Annotated in this window: 17 protein-coding genes, 1 tRNA gene and 1 pseudogene; 11 read left to right on the forward strand and 8 right to left on the reverse strand. The window is 47.8% G+C overall.

Annotated elements, in window-relative coordinates; translation table 11 throughout:
* Positions 1–87: 87 nt before the first annotated feature.
* Complete coding sequence (locus FPL14_RS03265; RefSeq protein ID WP_182301684.1) at positions 88–3,105, reverse strand: efflux RND transporter permease subunit; 3,018 nt, start codon at positions 3,103–3,105, stop codon at positions 88–90.
* A 348-nt stretch (positions 3,106–3,453) separates the two neighbouring features.
* Positions 3,454–4,626 carry an MFS transporter gene (locus tag FPL14_RS03270; protein WP_182301685.1) on the reverse strand — a complete coding sequence of 391 codons (1,173 nt, stop codon included), beginning with the start codon at positions 4,624–4,626 and terminating at the stop codon, positions 3,454–3,456.
* Between the two features lie 238 nt (positions 4,627–4,864).
* Here FPL14_RS03270 and FPL14_RS03275 point away from each other — a divergent pair.
* Together FPL14_RS03275 and FPL14_RS03280 are read left to right on the forward strand one after the other, a co-directional pair.
* A pseudogene (locus FPL14_RS03275) lies at positions 4,865–6,336 on the forward strand (aminotransferase class I/II-fold pyridoxal phosphate-dependent enzyme).
* A gap of 137 nt (positions 6,337–6,473) precedes the next feature.
* Positions 6,474–6,893: a DUF1885 family protein gene (locus tag FPL14_RS03280; protein WP_182301686.1), complete on the forward strand. Its 420-nt coding sequence runs from the start codon at positions 6,474–6,476 to the stop codon at positions 6,891–6,893.
* A gap of 111 nt (positions 6,894–7,004) precedes the next feature.
* Here the strand turns inward: FPL14_RS03280 and FPL14_RS03285 are convergent, their stop codons facing one another.
* The 3 genes from FPL14_RS03285 to FPL14_RS03295 all read right to left on the reverse strand — a co-directional run bounded on the left by FPL14_RS03285 (position 7,005) and on the right by FPL14_RS03295 (position 8,394).
* Positions 7,005–7,301: a DUF1292 domain-containing protein gene (locus FPL14_RS03285; protein ID WP_182301687.1), complete on the reverse strand. Its 297-nt coding sequence runs from the start codon at positions 7,299–7,301 to the stop codon at positions 7,005–7,007.
* Positions 7,302–7,411: 110 nt separating this feature from the next.
* Positions 7,412–7,993 (reverse strand): copper amine oxidase, encoded by a 582-nt coding sequence (locus FPL14_RS03290; protein ID WP_182301688.1) that lies wholly within the window; start codon positions 7,991–7,993, stop codon positions 7,412–7,414.
* A 197-nt stretch (positions 7,994–8,190) separates the two neighbouring features.
* The gene (locus FPL14_RS03295) at positions 8,191–8,394 is read right to left on the reverse strand and encodes a hypothetical protein (protein WP_182301689.1); all 204 of its coding nucleotides are present in this window, start codon (positions 8,392–8,394) and stop codon (positions 8,191–8,193) included.
* 176 nt (positions 8,395–8,570) lie between these two features.
* On the opposite strand from FPL14_RS03295, the gene FPL14_RS03300 reads away from it, so the two are divergent.
* Positions 8,571–9,344, forward strand: coding sequence for an MBL fold metallo-hydrolase (locus FPL14_RS03300; protein ID WP_182303826.1), 774 nt, complete (start codon positions 8,571–8,573; stop codon positions 9,342–9,344).
* 201 nt (positions 9,345–9,545) lie between these two features.
* Here FPL14_RS03300 and FPL14_RS03305 read toward each other — a convergent pair whose 3' ends face one another.
* Complete coding sequence (locus FPL14_RS03305) at positions 9,546–9,743, reverse strand: hypothetical protein (RefSeq protein ID WP_182301690.1); 198 nt, start codon at positions 9,741–9,743, stop codon at positions 9,546–9,548.
* Between the two features lie 182 nt (positions 9,744–9,925).
* Here FPL14_RS03305 and FPL14_RS03310 point away from each other — a divergent pair.
* Positions 9,926–10,001: transfer RNA gene (locus FPL14_RS03310), tRNA-Val, on the forward strand.
* Positions 10,002–10,212: 211 nt separating this feature from the next.
* Here the strand turns inward: FPL14_RS03310 and FPL14_RS03315 are convergent.
* Positions 10,213–11,637, reverse strand: a complete 1,425-nt coding sequence (locus FPL14_RS03315) for a hypothetical protein (protein ID WP_182301691.1) — start codon at positions 11,635–11,637, stop codon at positions 10,213–10,215.
* A 511-nt stretch (positions 11,638–12,148) separates the two neighbouring features.
* On the opposite strand from FPL14_RS03315, the gene FPL14_RS03320 reads away from it, so the two are divergent.
* The 4 genes from FPL14_RS03320 to FPL14_RS03335 all read left to right on the forward strand — a co-directional run bounded on the left by FPL14_RS03320 (position 12,149) and on the right by FPL14_RS03335 (position 14,438).
* A complete protein-coding gene (locus tag FPL14_RS03320; RefSeq protein ID WP_182301692.1) occupies positions 12,149–12,316 on the forward strand; it encodes a hypothetical protein in 168 nt (55 codons plus the stop codon).
* 495 nt (positions 12,317–12,811) lie between these two features.
* Positions 12,812–13,801: a hypothetical protein gene (locus FPL14_RS03325; RefSeq protein ID WP_182301693.1), complete on the forward strand. Its 990-nt coding sequence runs from the start codon at positions 12,812–12,814 to the stop codon at positions 13,799–13,801.
* A 137-nt stretch (positions 13,802–13,938) separates the two neighbouring features.
* The gene (locus FPL14_RS03330; RefSeq protein WP_182301694.1) at positions 13,939–14,109 is read left to right on the forward strand and encodes a hypothetical protein; all 171 of its coding nucleotides are present in this window, start codon (positions 13,939–13,941) and stop codon (positions 14,107–14,109) included.
* 95 nt (positions 14,110–14,204) lie between these two features.
* Positions 14,205–14,438, forward strand: a complete 234-nt coding sequence (locus FPL14_RS03335) for an alpha/beta-type small acid-soluble spore protein (protein WP_182301695.1) — start codon at positions 14,205–14,207, stop codon at positions 14,436–14,438.
* A 61-nt stretch (positions 14,439–14,499) separates the two neighbouring features.
* Here the strand turns inward: FPL14_RS03335 and FPL14_RS03340 are convergent, their stop codons facing one another.
* A complete protein-coding gene (locus tag FPL14_RS03340) occupies positions 14,500–15,063 on the reverse strand; it encodes a hypothetical protein (RefSeq protein WP_182301696.1) in 564 nt (187 codons plus the stop codon).
* A gap of 163 nt (positions 15,064–15,226) precedes the next feature.
* Between FPL14_RS03340 and FPL14_RS03345 the strand changes: the two genes are divergently transcribed.
* From FPL14_RS03345 to FPL14_RS03355, 3 genes are all read left to right on the forward strand, one after another.
* On the forward strand, positions 15,227–16,282 hold the full coding sequence (locus FPL14_RS03345; RefSeq protein WP_182301697.1) for an MBL fold metallo-hydrolase: 1,056 nt from the start codon (positions 15,227–15,229) through the stop codon (positions 16,280–16,282).
* Complete coding sequence (locus FPL14_RS03350; RefSeq protein ID WP_182301698.1) at positions 16,282–16,494, forward strand: DUF3006 domain-containing protein; 213 nt, start codon at positions 16,282–16,284, stop codon at positions 16,492–16,494. Before FPL14_RS03345 ends, FPL14_RS03350 begins: the two co-directional genes overlap by 1 nt.
* Before the next feature lie 165 nt (positions 16,495–16,659).
* Positions 16,660–16,752 (forward strand): sporulation protein YjcZ, encoded by a 93-nt coding sequence (locus tag FPL14_RS03355; RefSeq protein ID WP_182301699.1) that lies wholly within the window; start codon positions 16,660–16,662, stop codon positions 16,750–16,752.
* Positions 16,753–16,815: the final 63 nt, after the last annotated feature.

Here is a 16,815-nt window from a genome sequence, read left to right on the forward strand (position 1 = left end):
GCATAAATTAAGCACCGTCAATCCTTTTCGCCTGCGCAACAAAACAACTGCCGAGACGAAACGTCCCGGCAGTTGTCGTAAATGATCTTATGCGGCGATCTCGTTATTCGCGGCAGCGGTTCTGCGCTGCTTCGCGGACTTGCGGAAGTACAGAAGCTCATAGATGCAAGGTACGATAATGAGCGTTAACAGCGTCGAGACGACCAACCCGCCGATGACGACGATGGCAAGGCTTTGGGAAACGATGCTGCCGCTTTCCGACGAGCCGAATACTAACGGCAACATCGCGCCGACGGTAGCGATAGCCGTCATAAGAATCGGGCGCATCCGAATGCCTGCCGCTTCCAACAGAGCTTGACGAATAGGCATTTGTTTATCCGTTTCGTTGTGCTTAACGCGGTCGATCAAGACGATCGCATTCGTAACGACGATACCCACTAACATGACAACCCCGAAGATCGCGGTAAAGTCTGGCGTAATGCCGGTTACGATCAATCCTAGCACGGCTCCGATCGGAATGAATGCGATGGAACTAATAATCGCCAGCGGCGCTCTCAACGTCTTGAACGTAAATACCATGATCAAGTATACGATTCCGATGGATACGAGCACCATCATGAAGAGGCTCATGATGTCAGCCGATTGGTCCGCGGATGCTCCGCCTACGTTCAACTTAATTCCTTCGGGAGTTTGTACGTCTTTTACTTGTTTCTTGATCTCGGCTCCGACTTTGGACAATTGAGACGGTTCGACCGAAGCGGTTACGCGGACGTAGTTTTTGCCGTCCTTATGGTAGAACGTCGTCGCTTGCTCCGCCTTCACCCATTTCGCCACGCTGGAGACCGGTTTAGGTCCCGCGTCCGTCATGACGGTTAACGATGACAATTCGTTTTCGGATTTCGGCTTCAATACGGATTCCAGCATGACCTGGATCGATTGGCCGTCAACCGTGATCGCGCCTACCGGAACCGGGTTCAGCATGCCTTGAAGCTGCATGGCGATATCGGCGGCTTTCGCTTCCGTCGGATTGACTTCCAACGTATAGACGGTTTTTCTTTCCTGTTGATTGCTTTCGACTTTAAGAACGTCCTTGATCGGCTTGATTTTGGCAATGACTTCGTCCGCCGTCTTGCCGATTTCATCCAGGTTGCTGCCCGTAATATCGATGATAACCTGAGTCGAGCTTCCGCTGGACAAGAAGTTGCCCGTACCCGAATTAAGCTCGGCGCCCGGATAGTTCGCGCTCTCGGCTTTCACGGCTTCGATCACTTTCTCCGCGTCCGCGCCTTCTTTCATTTTCAGCATATAAGAAACCAATGTCGGGGAAGATACGGAACCGTACTTGGCTCCGTCGGAGCTGTTCCCGTTCATCATCGTAACGAATTCCACTTCTTCGCGGTTCATCAAGTAAGTTTCTAGCTTATGGCCGTTCTCGAGCACTTGGGCAACCGGCGTATCCGGTTTGTATTCCAGCGACACGTTTAAGTTTTCCGCGCTCGAAGAATCAATTGCGCCTTTAGGCATGGCAACGTAAGTTCCGATAGAACCGAATAGCAACACGATCGCAACAAGAATGGATATCCATTTGTAACGCAAGTTCCATTCCACGAAACGAACGAAACGTTTGGAAGGCTGATGTTCTTTGATCGTCGAGTTTTTGAGCAAGCCCGCGCTCATTAACGGGACGACAGTCAAAGCGACGAGCAACGAGGACAACAGGGAATACGTCATCGTTAAGGCGAAAGGAAGCAAGAACGATTGCAGGCCGCCTCTTAGCAAGCTCATCGGCAAGAATACCGCTACCGTCGTTAACGTGGAAGCCGTGATCGCCCTGGCTACCTCGCTCGTTGCGTCAATGACGAGCTCAACGGAGAATTTCTCCTTCTGCAGCCTGCGGAAAATGTTCTCGATAACGACGATGCTGTCGTCTACCAACCGTCCGACGGCAACGGCAACTCCGCCGAGCGTCAGAATGTTAAGCGTAATCCCGGATAGATCGAGCAAATACAAGGTCATTCCCAACGACAACGGTATCGATACGATCGTTACGAGAGTAGCGCGTACGTTGCGCATGAAGATGAGAATAACGATTGTCGCGAATAGAGCGCCGATAAGTACTTCTCTCATCATGCTGTTCACGGAGTGTACTACCTGCTCGGATGTACTGATGAACACTTTCATATTTACGGACTTGTTTTCTTCGTTGTACTTTTCGATGATTTTGTCTACTTCGTTGCCGACGTGAACCGCGTTGGAATTCGGACCTTTGGATATGACATATTCCAATGCGTCTTTTCCGTCGATTCGGAACAAGCTTTCCTTCGCATCGTCGAACGTTACCGTCGCTACGTCTCCGAGCTTGACGCCGGGAGCGATCGGAAGACGTTTCAGCGTCTCCACGTCTTGGATGCTCGCGGACACGTTCAAGTTCACGGTCTGGCCGTCCAACGTACTCTCGCCGATGGATGCGGAGGCGTCGCGTCCTTGAAGGACTCCGTACAGCGATTGCAACGGTACGCCTTTCTCCGTCAGCTTTGCAAGATCCGGGACGATGCTTACCTTAGGCTGCGACTTACCCGATAATTGCACGGTGCCGACGCCGTCGATCGCTCTGAACTCATCTAACACCTGCTGCTCCAGAACCTCTTTCTGGGCATCGCTCACGCCGTCGGCGAAAGTAAGCGTCACGAACGAGATCGGAATCATCGACGTATTGAATTGCACGACATACGGAGGCGATACGTTAGCAGGCAGCTTAACCGCGTTTACCGCTTTCTCGACCTCCAGCTTCGCTTCCTTCATGTTCGTGTTGGAATCGAAATTCAGATTCACTTGGGAGAACCCGTCCCCGGAGGACGAGAATACGTTCGTCTTTCCTTTGATCGCGGACAGGGATGCCTCTAGCGGACCTGTTACCGTTCTGTCCATCGAGGAGGCGTCGTACCCCGGCCCGATGACGGACACCGTCACTTGAGGATTATCCGCCTCGGGCAGAAATTCCATAGGCAGTTTGGTATAGCTGAGAATTCCCATGGCCAATACCATGATGACGATGATGATCATCGCCGCTTTATTGCGGAATGCACCTTTAATTAAACTTTTCACTTCGTTTTTTCCCCTTCCACTCCACGTTTTCTTTCAGCATAATGGAAATTCCCTTAACGCGAGAAACGACCAGAGACCGGACTTCAACCTAGACTAAAGTCTGATCTTAGATACATCTGGAACATCTGCTCCTTCCTCCCAATTGCGACTATAGGCAAAATTGATGAACGAAATCGGATCTCATTCACTAACGCTTCATGATGTTATTGTAACTTCCGTAATCGCCGATTGAAGGTGTATCGAGTCATCATTCGCAAGTGACGAAAGTCATTTTCCCATACAAAAAAAACCGGAGGCGTCTGCCTCCGGCTTCATAAAGCGTACGAACTATTATCGTGATTGGGTGAATCAGGCTTGAACCTGCCGACGATCCTGGGAACGGAATTGCGCCAGCAAACCGAGCGCCGCGATCGAGAGTACCCCGGATACGACGAACGGCAGCCATGACGTCGCTCCCAGCAAAGCAGCTCCAAGCAACGGTCCGACGATTCGTCCCAAACTATCCATCGAAGAACTGAGTCCGGAGGCGATCCCTTGTCCGACCGTCGTTTTCTGGGTAATAAGAGAAGTAACGCACGGTTTGATTAACGAGTTGCCGATACCGAAGATGCACAAATACACCGTAGCCAAGCCCCAACTATTCGCCGTTAACAGCAGGAAAAATCCTGCCGCGGAAATAATCAAGCCGATGGCGATGTACTGCCCCTCTTGCCCCCGCTTCACCCGGCGACGGACGATGCCGCCCTGCACGAGCGCTCCGGCTAATCCGCAGAAGAAGAACATCATGCCTACTTGCAAAGGCGTAACCCCGAACTTCTCCATTCCGAACAATTGAAGCGTCGCTTCCAAGATGGCCAAAGAAAACGTAACGAAGAAAGCTAGCACGTATAAAAATTTAAGCGGCCCTTGGAACGCGGTCCAACGGGAAACGCGCTTGCCTTGCTCTCCGGACGCTCTGCGTTCGGGCGGCAACGATTCCGGCAGCTTGATCCATGCGACGACGAAAACGATAAACGACAACGCGGCAGCCGCGTAGAATGGCGTATGATGCGTGATTTCGCTCAGGAAACCGCCAAAACCCGGACCGAATGTAAATCCGAGCCCGATGCTCATTCCGACGACCGCCATCCCTTTCGTGCGCTCCTCCTCGGTCGTGATATCCGCGACGTAGGCAACGATACAGGATACGACCGCTCCGGAGAACAATCCTCCTAATATTCGAGAGGCATACATAATGACGAGGTTATCTCCCGACAGACCGAACAACAAGAAACTGATCGCGAAGCCTAGCACGCCCGTCATAATAACGGGGCGTCTGCCGATTCTTTCGGATAGGCCTCCCCACACCGGGCTAAGCAGGAACGACATTAAAGAATAAACCGCAAGCATGGCGCCCGTATGCCAATTCGCCGATTGCCGGCTTGCTTCCGTCACCAATTCGGGCAATACCGGTATAATAATGCCGAAACCGATAAAAATCGTAAAGAGCATAAGTCCTACGATAGCTAATTTGCTTTTCACAGAAATTTCTCTCTCCTCTGTTTGGTTCGATAACGAGTACGATTCGCTTCATTAATCTACTCTAAATGGTAGCATATCGAACGACGTGTTCCAAATTTGATCGTTGACGTTTTGGTGACAACATTCGCTTTGAACAGACAGCGGTTGATTTCCCCTCTATTTTTGTTATACTCATGCTTGTTTGCTATAAGCATTCGACCCTATTCGATGCACGTTTGAGAAAGGCAGGGAACTTCTCTTGGATCATAACCGTACCCCGTTATTCGACGCGCTGCGTTCCCACGCGAAGCAGAATCCGGTGCAATTTCACATTCCCGGACATAAAAAAGGTTCGGGAATGGATCCCGAATATCGTAATTATATTGGACAAAACATTCTCGACATCGACTTGATCAACATAGCTCCGCTTGACGACTTGCACCAACCGATCGGCGTCATTCTCGAAGCGCAGCGGTTGGCCGCGGATGCCTTCGGCGCGGATGCCACGTATTTCTCCGTGCAGGCACGAGTACCGCGATCATGACCATGATCTTGTCCGTGTGCGGCAACGGCGACAAAATCATCGTTCCCCGCAACGTTCACAAGTCGATCCTGTCCGCTATCATTTTCGCGGGCGCGCGCCCCGTGTTCCTATCCCCTGTTCGCGATACGAACCTAGGGATCGACCACGGCGTGACGACCAGATCGGTACGCAGAGCGCTCGAGCGCCATCCGGACGCGTCGGCGGTTCTGATCATTAATCCTACCTATTACGGCGTATGCGCCAACCTGAAGGAAATCGTCGATCTCGTGCATGAATACGATGTTCCCGTACTCGTCGACGAAGCGCATGGCGCCTTAATCCATTTTTCCGATGAGCTGCCGTTATCCGCCATGCAGGCCGGTGCCGACATGGCGGCAACGAGCATTCATAAGCTTGGCGGGTCCATGACCCAAAGCTCGATCTTGAACGTCCGCAAGGGGTTGGTTAATCCGCAGCGCGTACAGACGATTCTAAGCCTGTTAATGACGACTTCCACGTCCTACCCGTTGCTCGCATCGTTGGATACGGCACGGCGCCAGTTAGCCCTTCGGGGTAAAGAACTAGCCGAAAGAACGGTGAGCCTTGCGAAAAAAGCCCGTGAAGCGGTCAACCAAATTCCGGGACTATACAGCTTCGGGGATGAACTGCTGGGCGAAGAAGCTACGTACGATCACGACCCGACAAAACTGACCATCCATGTCCGCCACTTGGGGATTACCGGATACGACGCGGAAAATTGGCTGCGCGAGCATTACCGTCTGGAAGTAGAGCTTAGCGATATGTACAACATCCTTTGTCTCATTACGCCAGGCGATGACGAAGAGTCGATCGGCATCTTGCTGGAATCGCTGAAGGCTATGTCGGATGCGTACCATGCGGATGCGAATGAAATTCCGGAGGTCGTCGTCAAAATCCCGGAAATCCCGCATCTCGCCCTTACGCCTAGGGATGCCTTCTACGGCGAAACCGAGCTGGTTCCCTTCAAGGAATCCGCGGGACGAATCATCGCCGAGTTCATCTATGTCTATCCTCCGGGTATTCCGATCCTTCTCCCGGGCGAAATCATTTCGCAAGAAAACATCGACTACATCGTTGATCATCTGGAAGTAGGGTTGCCGGTCAAAGGACCGGAAGACCGCTCCGTGACGAACGTGAAGGTCATCATGGAAGAAACTGCGATTTCATAATAAAAAGGTCTGCGCTCGTTTACCCGAGCGACGGACCTTTTTTTGATTGAATTGACGAAAATGTACTCCTCGTGGCCAAATGGTACCCGTTGCCAACAAAACTGGGAAATGCTATCATGGGCGTGGGGGTGGATCCGATGAGTCAAAGCGCTTACATATCTCTCGTACAAGGCTCGGCTTTAGCAGAAATCGATCTGAACGGCGTTAAGGAGCAGCTTAACCATTATCGGACGCAAATGACGTTAACCGGCAAGCAGCTAGGTTGGGATTACGCCGAAGCGGCTTTCCCCTATAGCATCGAGACGAAAGCCGATGCCAACGGCCAATGGTTCTATCTGAAAGGGAACAACCCGCTGTATCGCTACATCGTGGTCGGAACCGGTACGCGGGAGGAAGCAGGGACTAACATCCCTTACATCCAACTCGTCCTGCCCAACGATTCTACTCATGGAGACAAATCGAAAGCGAACGAGCTGTGCAAATGGATCGGCAAGCAATTGCAGGCGGAAGTGAAAATGTTCAACGGACGTACGATCTACTTCAATCCTCGCAAGTAAATCCTTTAAGCGACAACTTTACCTATAAAGAATAAGAAACAGGAGCCGGCGTCCCTAAGGATGCCGGCTCCTGTTCTTGAAGCAATGAAGATCATCTCGGTAGATAAAGGCTTAGCCGTTCTCGTTCTCCAGTGCAGCTAACTCTTCATATACCTTCATGACCGTTTCCCACTCTTGATCGTCTTCGATGTTGACGAGAATCTCGTCTTCGCCTTCTTCTTCGACACGGAAAATAACGCCGTCATCTTCTGGATCGTTACGGTCCAATAAAACGGCATATGCGCGATCATTGGTTTCAAAAGTGTACACGAGCACCATCTCGTGCTCATTGCCGTCTTCATCCGTTACGATAAATACGGCTTCTTCGTGGTCATGTTCGCAATTCTCGTCGTGGACATGATCGCTCATGGCGAACCTCCGTTCAATCGGTTGATTTTACCTACTCACGTATCGTATCACTTCCGCTTACAAGGGTCAAACGAAAAACGCCTAAACCGTCGGACGGCTTAGGCGTTATATTATTTGGAGGCAAGAACTTTCTCGGAAACGACTTGGTACGCCGACTCCCCGGCCGGCTTCATCCAAAAGCGCAACGTATAAGGGCCGGCTTGAGCGAATGTATACGAGCTAACGTTAATCGTAAGCCCGAAATCATACTTTTTGTCGGGGAAATCGCTATCTCCGGACTTCTGGGTCCAAATCGTCGTTTCGGCTCCGTAAGTATCCGCGATCGTCAACTTTAGCGCGCTAATATCGACTTTAAGCGAGTCGACCGTAATGAATACGTTAAAGTCAAGGGGTTGGTCTTTCTGAACTTCCCTGAACGTCGTGCTCTTATGGACGGTAGACATATGAACGTTAGGCTTGTAGATCGTGACTTTCTTGTCGCTGTCGTCCGAGATCACGATCGCCTGCAGCTTATCGGATATGAGCTGAGAAGAAATATACGTTTTGTTATCCACGATAACGCCGTCGCTTCCCTCTTCCCATTTCTTATTGATCAGTACTCGCAACTTCTGCGTAACAGAGTCCGCATAAGCAACGCTACCGCAGAGTAAAGTAAAAGTTAAAGTTAATACCACAAGTTTACGGACTTTCATTATTCGCATCCTCCGTCTTCACCGACTCACTTCCTCGTCTGTACTTGGTTATACCGACGGCCGGGCGGAAAGTTGCGCTTTAAAATATGATTTCTTAACCTTTTTTAATCAAAATGAAACAATCTTCATGTCACTTCATGGCGAACTCTGCGCTTGCCTGGGAAATGAACGATTTCTCGCCATGTTAAGGGGGCGGGTTAAGCTTTGCGGCCCGGCAAAGTTAACACGCAAGGAACGCCATACCCAAGGGATCCCGGGGCTTTCATCTGCTCCAAATAATCCAGCCCCTGTCTGCAAGGGGTTTTGCATACGGCACAAACATCGGAGGTCACGATCTTCATTTGTGCCCTCTTCTGCTCCGCCGCCGCGGCCGATTTTTTCTTCTTGTTCACCTTCGACATCGGAATCTTCCTTTCGCTAGCGCATAGGAGAATACAACTTCCCCATAGACTATGCGAATTCCGCCCAGAGCGTCACAGCGATCGAAGAGGTTTTTTCCGTATCCTTCTTACTTAACGAGGTAAATTATGGTACATTAATGATTATTGAAACGAAACCGCATCCATGTGCAGGGGGTATCGATTTGAAAGTTCAAATGTTAGGTACGGGCAGCGCCTTTGCCAAAGCATTCAATAATAACAACGCTCTATTTACGGTCGATGGCCTGAACCTATTAGTGGATTGCGGGATTACCGGGCCTAAAGCGCTTCACGAGCTCGGATACAGCTTTAACGACCTGCATGCCGTCCTGCTTACCCACATTCACGCCGACCACATCGGCGGAATTGAAGAGTACGCTTTTCAAATGAAATACATTTACGGTCGCAAACCGATCCTATACATTGCGGATACTCTTGTCGATACGCTATGGGAAAACTCGTTGAAGGGCGGACTCCAACAGGAACCGACCGATACTCTCGAGGATTACTTCGATGTCAGGCCGCTTCAAGCAGGAAGTAAGCACGAAGTTCTGCCGGGCTTGCAAGTCGAGCTGATCGCCACTCATCATATTCCTAATAAAGACAACTACTCGTTGCTGTTTAACGATTTCTTCTTCTATTCCGGAGATACCGTGTTCGATCCCGACTTGTTGGATTCGTTGGTCGGAGAACGGGGAGTACAGCTGATTTTCCATGACTGCCAGCTTCACCCTCCCGGCGTAGTCCATGCGTGCCTGTCCCAATTGTTGACCCTGCCTTCCCATATCCAAGAACGCGTTTATCTCATGCACTACGGAGACGATCAGCCCGAGTTCGTAGGCCGTACGGGTCCCATGAGGTTCGTGGAACAGCAGCGGGTTTACGATATCCATCAGTTAACTTTTGCCGGTCAATCCGGTATGATAGAGTAATACCCACGCATGAAAGGAAGTTATCTCTTGCTTGCTACGTTTATATTCGGCGCGGTCATAGCCGTCTTGCTTATCTGGATTGTCCTGTGGGCCACCAAGAAAGCTTATTCCCGCAAATGGGACGAAGAAGAGTAATACGTTCAGGGGTGACATCGATGCCGAGACCGGCTTTGTTGTCACCCCTTTGCATGGTTCGCTCGATTACGGATTATCCAGCTTGGTGTCCGTCACCGTTCTCTTAGCCGATTCTCCTTCCCAATTCGGATAGGCCGACCAGGTGAATTGCTTATCGTACTTCATGGAGTCTTTCCTAACGAAGCGTGCAACCGCTGCCATAACGCAGCCAATCAAACCGAACAGCCCTATCAGCCACACCGCGAGCAAAGCCGCATCCCTCATTCTCCGTTCCTCCCGCCGATTAACGCTGTTACATTAGTACGTCGGCCGAACGAGAAACATCCCTTTTTCGCGAAAATTTTCGCCTCTAAAGCTTGGCGTGAAATTTGCAAAAAAGTTTTCGGAAATGAATTGACTTTGCTGCTGTATCTTGATATTATATTCCTTGTCGCCGTTAAAAATATGATCTGATAGCTCAGCTGGGAGAGCACCATCTTGACAGGGTGGGGGTCACAGGTTCGATCCCTGTTCAGATCACCATAATCTAAAGCTCAGAACCCTTGATATTCAAGGGTTCTTTTGTTTTTGTTTGGATCACTGAAGACTAGAAATCAATCTTTCCCCATGTTCTGGTCAAGATGCTGCGGCTGCCGAAGCTGTAGCTCGTTTATTTACCATCGATTTGCACTCTTTTCTCAGACGGTCTAGTTCTGCTATCGTATTTGGAATCATGTCGATTCTCCTTGAATAGTTAATAACCTCCACTAAAAATCCATGATGCTCTCAAATACTCGTCATATAGAGACTCGTCATCTAGAGAATTAAGGTAGTCAAGGTACTTTTCCTGAAGAGAATCAATATCAACTAAAAGCTGTTTTAAACCATTTCGTATACGTTTGTCAGAATTATCTAGTTTGGTATAATCAATTTCGTCCCCGTAATACCACCCTGTATATTCATTTTTCAGATTATAGAGAGAATCAGTCATAGAAGTCGGCTCGAAATTATTGAGCACAAAATCTTTTTCAAGGGAGTCGTATCGATCCAAGAATTCTTTATATTTCGCTGGAAAATCTTCATACTTATCGACTTTCGGTGAAGATTCATTGTTTACAAGAGAATTATCATATTTAGCCGGATAAGAAAACCTCTTTGTTATAGCAGTATCAACGTACCACTTCCGTGCTTCCTCAAGATACGCCAACTTCTTATCAATTCCTTCATAAATACCTAAGCTAACCCACTTTGTCTTGGCAGTCGCCCATTTATCAGGATATTTCTTTTGAAACCATTCGATTTTTCCAAGAGCTTTGCCGTAACTATTAAAGAAGCCATCTACATCTTTTTGGGTTGTCTTTCTCGTCAATCCAGTGTCCATATAATAGAAGTCTAGTGCGAAAGCAATATACCTATCGACCACGAAGAAATCATTCTCAAAATTGTTCTTAAATTTGATTTTTCCAAGTATGTCATAATTCAGTGGATGAATATTGGCAGAGTTTGAAACAAGAGCAAAGGATTCTTCTGTCTTTCCTTTCATCGCGTTCAGTTGCGTGACTATAGTGGCAGCGAGAAGAGAATCAGACAAATTCAAATGCGATGCTTCGTTTTTATCGATCTTGCCGTCTGCAAGATATTTTCTTAATAAAGCTTTGTTCTTTGAACCCGACATTTCCAATATATATTCCGCTAATAATTTCTTTGATGCAGCATCCACTGGGTGATCGATGATTTCCTTTCCAATAAAATAACCAGTGATTATCATCGAAGAATCAGCTTTTAATTCTTCTTTCTTAACAGGAAGGTTTTCAGATGTTGAAAAAACAACAAAATCCTTGAAGTCAGAAGTGAAGTAGAATTTATACCGAATTCCCTGCTTGTACAGAGTTGAATTTTTGGTCACAGCCTCATAACGTTTGAATGTGGCTTTCAAATAATAGGAACCGCCATAGTACTTGGCCATGGAGGTGAGTGCTTCTTCTGGAATCATGGTCACGTCTTGCAATAGCTTTTTTTCTTTCAATAGCGATACTGCCTTTTTTACATTTCCGCTTGTGACGGCATTGTTAGAAGTTCTGTTCCATTTAGCTTCACTAGCCGCTTGCATCGTTTCTACATTCGCATAAATCAAGACGAAGATAGAAAACATCATTATAGATAGAGACTTTTTCAACATTTCTTCCCCCTGTTATCATGATCATAGCGTCCACACTACATCAATCGCCGATACTAGTTTCTGCTTCTTTTGTTAAAGTGGCCGCACTTTTGTTATTATTTTTACAACTCCACCAAACGTCCTGATTCTACCATTTTAATGCGATTCATTCCATACTATCCATAATGAAATTTGCGATTTCAATCGCTTTATCCCCTCCTATAGACTCACTTCTATGTGTACCTCCTGTCGTGTTGTGTCATTTATTTTCTGCATCTATAAGTAATTAGAACCACTCCTAAATACTATATCTCAAATGAAACTATTGGTTCGTTAAATAACCCCTTCAATAAACGAGCAAAGATGAATTACGTCTCTGTATATTGTTAATAATCGTTGCTTTGATAAATTAAAAGTTTAAATGCCTCCCGGCATGTTCGGCTGTTCTAAGGTTCACGATTTATGTGAATAAAAAGCAAACCTTATGCAAATGATTCATTGGTAATGAAATCCATGTAAAGGAGAACTACCAATGACCGAAAGAAATCTCGATGATCTAGAAAATCACACTTATGATGAACAAGTAGCGGAGCTTGCAGCTGATATGGCTGATGCCCCCGAACAGTCCGACAACCTGCAGGAGATAATGGAAAATGAATTCCAAACGCCTCCGCATAAAAACCCTCCACAGCAGATATGAGCTAGAAGAGAGGTTATGATTTGCCCATATTAAAATCCCGCTAGCTAAAGCCAGCGGGCTAATTCATTATGGGTTCAGTTACAACATATCGCTCCCACCAATCACCTAATGAAAATGATATACGATTCGTATATCATTTGATGTAGAGGAACTTGCAAAAGAATCTCTTTTGCACTTTTCTTCATAACCTTTTTTCCTCCTTAGGGTCACTTTATGTGACTCCTTTTTTGATTCTTCCTCCTTGTATCCACTTTTACCAGTTATTCACCTTCCTCTCCATCGGGTACCATCCTATAATGGCAATGTTAACCATAAGGAGGATTGCGAAGTGAAACTGCCCAAACTCAAACTAAAGATCGCGCTCGTATGTTTAGTTTTTTGCTGCTTTGCCACAATGGCCAGTGCCGCATCTAATCTGAAAGTCTCGCTCAACGGGTTCTCGATTACAATGAAGAGCGGCAAATATCAGGTAGGCAAAAATTAGTACCCGCTCTAGTGAATCAGAATGGCGCTTCCTACATAGCGGTAGATTTGGTCTCTCAATTGCTCGACGCCAAAAATGCATTCGATCCGAAAAAGAACGAGCTTGTTTTCACAAGTAACAAGAAAACTCAAGAAGATCCGAAGATTCAGCAATTGAACGCTAAGATCTCGAAATTGGAAGCTCAGGTAACGCAATTGAAAGAACGCGTAAACACGCTTCAAGCGACAAGCAACGAGGCGGAGGGCTGGATCGAATATCGTTCCAAATATTACACCCTCTTCTATACCGAACAATATAAGCAGGACGTAGAAAAGGTTGCCGAAATCTTCGATCATGCCCGTGAAGTGGCCATCCGGGAATTCAAGAGCATATTCCCGCAAGTAGACACAGCGCTTAATAACGAGTATTTCCCCATCTATATTTACTTGCATCCTAAAGCGACTGATCAAGTCTCCGAAGGCAACGTATACAATCTCGGAAAAGGTTCCGCGAATGCCCTGACCAGCGAAATCCATGTCATTTCTCCTTCGGCGTATCAAACCGCTTGTTGCACGATGGAAGGATGGAAATATGACGACAGCTATATTTTCAAATTGTTTATTCATGAATATATTCATAGCCCGCAACATATCGTCCAAGAACAATATCGAAAAATCCCAGGTTGGTTCCCGGAAAATCAACCGAATTGGATCGTAGAGGGATTGGCCGAATACTTCGCGTACAAAGACGGCGACTCTTATAAGCAGAAATTAGACTATTGGAAACCGATCGTTCTGAATAAGCCGCAAAATCATATTACCGTACGCAATGACTCTATATCCGTACAGACCGAATATGTCGGCGGATTTCTGTTCACTGCGTTTCTGCATGAGCAATACGGAAGCAAAAAATATGAATCCTTCCTCGCGAGCCGTAAATCGTCGATGGAAGAAGCTTTTCAGGAAACCTACGGAAGTTTCGAAAAAGTCAACGCGGATTGGCTGAAATGGCTCAAACTATAACATCCAAATACGTTCAGAATCTTGCTTAGCCAAGGTTCTGAACGTTTTTCATTTTGCTTCAGCCGGCATTCCGAATAAAAAATTCCCTTAGCAAATGACTAACACGGCAATGAAATCCAATGCAAGGAGCCGCGCGAATGACCGAAAACAATCAGTTCCTCGATCCGCCGATTGCCCCGCAAGACCGCAGCGATGTTCCGGGACGATCCGACGGCGATGCACCCGAAATGTCCGAAGATCCGGCAATCCAAAACGATTTTCAGGATTTGAAACAGAACGAAGGATATAAATCCCTCTGTCGAGAATGAGGGACGGGAAGAAAAATGGTCGATTATCGGAAGATCCTGCATAAGAGGAAAACCCATGAAGCATAATACGTGGTAAATCGTGGAGGTGATACATAATGGCAAACAACAACAGCGGCAGCTCAAACCAGCTAGTCGTTCAACAAGCCCGCGCAGCCCTCGATCAAATGAAATACGAAGCTGCTCAAGAGCTTGGCATCAATTTCCCGAAAGACGGTTACCATGGAGATTTGCTTTCCAGAGATGCCGGCCGGATCGGAGGCAACATTACCCGCCGTCTAGTGCAAATAGCCGAAGAGCAATTGGCAGGCCAAGCGAACAACTTCAGATAAGCCGATAATGACGGAACCCCCTGCTGCATAAGCAGGGGGTTTGCCTGTCTTGCTTCTGGTTCTATTTAAAATAAACAGCCATACGCCGATCTATTACCATGAGTAAGGTTGCGTATCCGTCTTCATTAAATAATGCCGAGAGGATGTATGTATCCACGCTATCTTCCATCGTTTGCCGCGGATCGTTCGGACCTCCGTCAAAAAATCTATCCGCACGGGAATCGTAAATATAATCTAGGTTATGCTCCGTTGCATCGAGCGCGACTTTTTCTCCGTATAACCGTTTAATGCTGCTTTTCGAATCGGAAATCGAAGCTCCCCGCACCGTCTTGAACTTGCCGGCCGATTCCTCCTTCAACAGGATACCGGCGGCTGCATCGTCTCGGTACATGACGGTCACTCCGTTATCGTATACGTAGCCTAAAGCCCCCGTATCCTTGCCTTGTCCAAGCGCCTTCTCGACCTCCGATCGGCTGTCCCCATAACAAATCTTCGCGCGCGAGCCGCCGGATTCAACAATGCACAGATCATCCTTCGAAAAGGTGTCCGCCTTAAACTCGGAGGCTCTTCCGCTGCATCCTGCCATGATGAGTAACGCTGCCGCCAACCAAGCCATACCTTTCATTCTCTAATCCCCTTTCCAACATTGCCCAAATCGTAACACAAATCGAAGACGAATGTTAACCCTATCATTCTTACAAATAATAATCTGATAAATATTTCCTTGTATTCCCCGGTAATCAATGTAAACTTAATTTCATCTTAACTTTTCGAGGAGAAGAACTCCCATGCGCAAAATCAGCCTTACGCTACTTACTATTGCAACACTTCTACTCAGCACGAACGTTTCCATGGCGCACCCCGGCAGAACGGATTCCAATGGCGGTCATACGTGTCGAACGGACTGCGCCAAGTGGGGGCTCAAAGACGGCGAATACCATTACCACAATAGCGATGGCACGATCAAAACGAAGACGCCTTCAGATCCGAAGGTGCCCACTGCTCCTACATCGCCTTTGGGTCCGACTTCGCCTGACGAACCGGAAGCTTCCGGCATTAAAGCGGACAAAATAAAACCGCCGGCCAAAGATAAGCTATCGGTCTATTTCCTCAATGTCGGCCAAGGCGACGCCACTTATATTAAAACGGCTGCCGGGGACGATATTTTGATTGATGCGGGCAAGAACGAAGCCGGCGCGGCCGTCGTTAATTATCTGAAGCAATTGGGAGTAGACGATCTCGAAATTTTGATTTCCACCCATCCCGATGAAGACCACGCCGGCGGACTTGACGTCGTATTGGACAAATTCAAGGTCAAAGCAGTTTACGCTCCCAAAGTCTCGCATACGACAAATACGTTTAAGGATTTCCTGCTTGCGGTTAAAAAAGAAGGGCTCACGATTAAGGAAGCGAAAGCCGGCGTGAAATTGCCCCTGAAGGACGTTACGGCGACCTTCGTTGGGCCGGTTAAGCAATATGGCGACGATTTGAACGACTGGAGCGCCGTTCTTCATCTTACATACGGAGAGAATACGTTTCTGTTTACCGGGGATGCTGAGAAAAAAGCCGAGAACGACATGATCGCCGCGAAGTTATCGCTTAAAGCGGACGTGCTGAAGACAGGTCACCACGGCTCCGTATCCTCTACGAGCCCGGCTTTGCTGAAAGCCGTCTCGCCTAAGTTTGCGATTATCAGCGTTGGCAAGAATAATTACGGACACCCTGCCGCGACGATACTAAACAGGCTTAAGTCCGCCAAAGTAACGACCTTTAGAACGGATCTGAACGGAACCGTCACAGCGGTCAGCGATGGCAAAAAAATCTCTTTCGTAAAGGTGAAATAATGGAACGGGGAATCATAGATCGGTTTGAGAACGATATCGTAGTCATTGAGGTCGGCGGGTCCACCAGGGACTTTCCCAAGGCTTCCTTGCCGCGGAACGCAAAGGTTGGCGACTCGGTAATTATCGATAACGGAGAAATCCGCATCGATAGGATTGAGACCGCAAATCGCAAAAAAGAGATCAATAGCCTAATGGACGAGTTATTCGAATAGATAGGACAACCATCCTGAATCGCGCTTTATAGCCTAGCCGAAATCCGTTGCCTGTGCGACAGCGGAAAATGCAATCGGATGTGCTAATGTACTGTCCCAATCGGGATCTTGACATAAGCTAAATGGGTGATGAACAATCATAATAACCTATTTGGCGGTGATTGCATGAGTTATCCTGTAACTGGCGGAGGTTCGGCTACGGCTATCGCGCTTGTCCTCTTCGTCCTGTTGGTCATTATCCTTAGAGCAGGATACTAATCCTCTCCCCGAATGTCCCGGAAAGCTCTAATGAGCTTTCCGGTTTTTTTGTCCATTTTTGAA

Source organism: Cohnella cholangitidis (assembly GCF_014107495.1).
Taxonomy (GTDB): Bacteria; Bacillota; Bacilli; order Paenibacillales; family Paenibacillaceae; genus Cohnella; species Cohnella cholangitidis.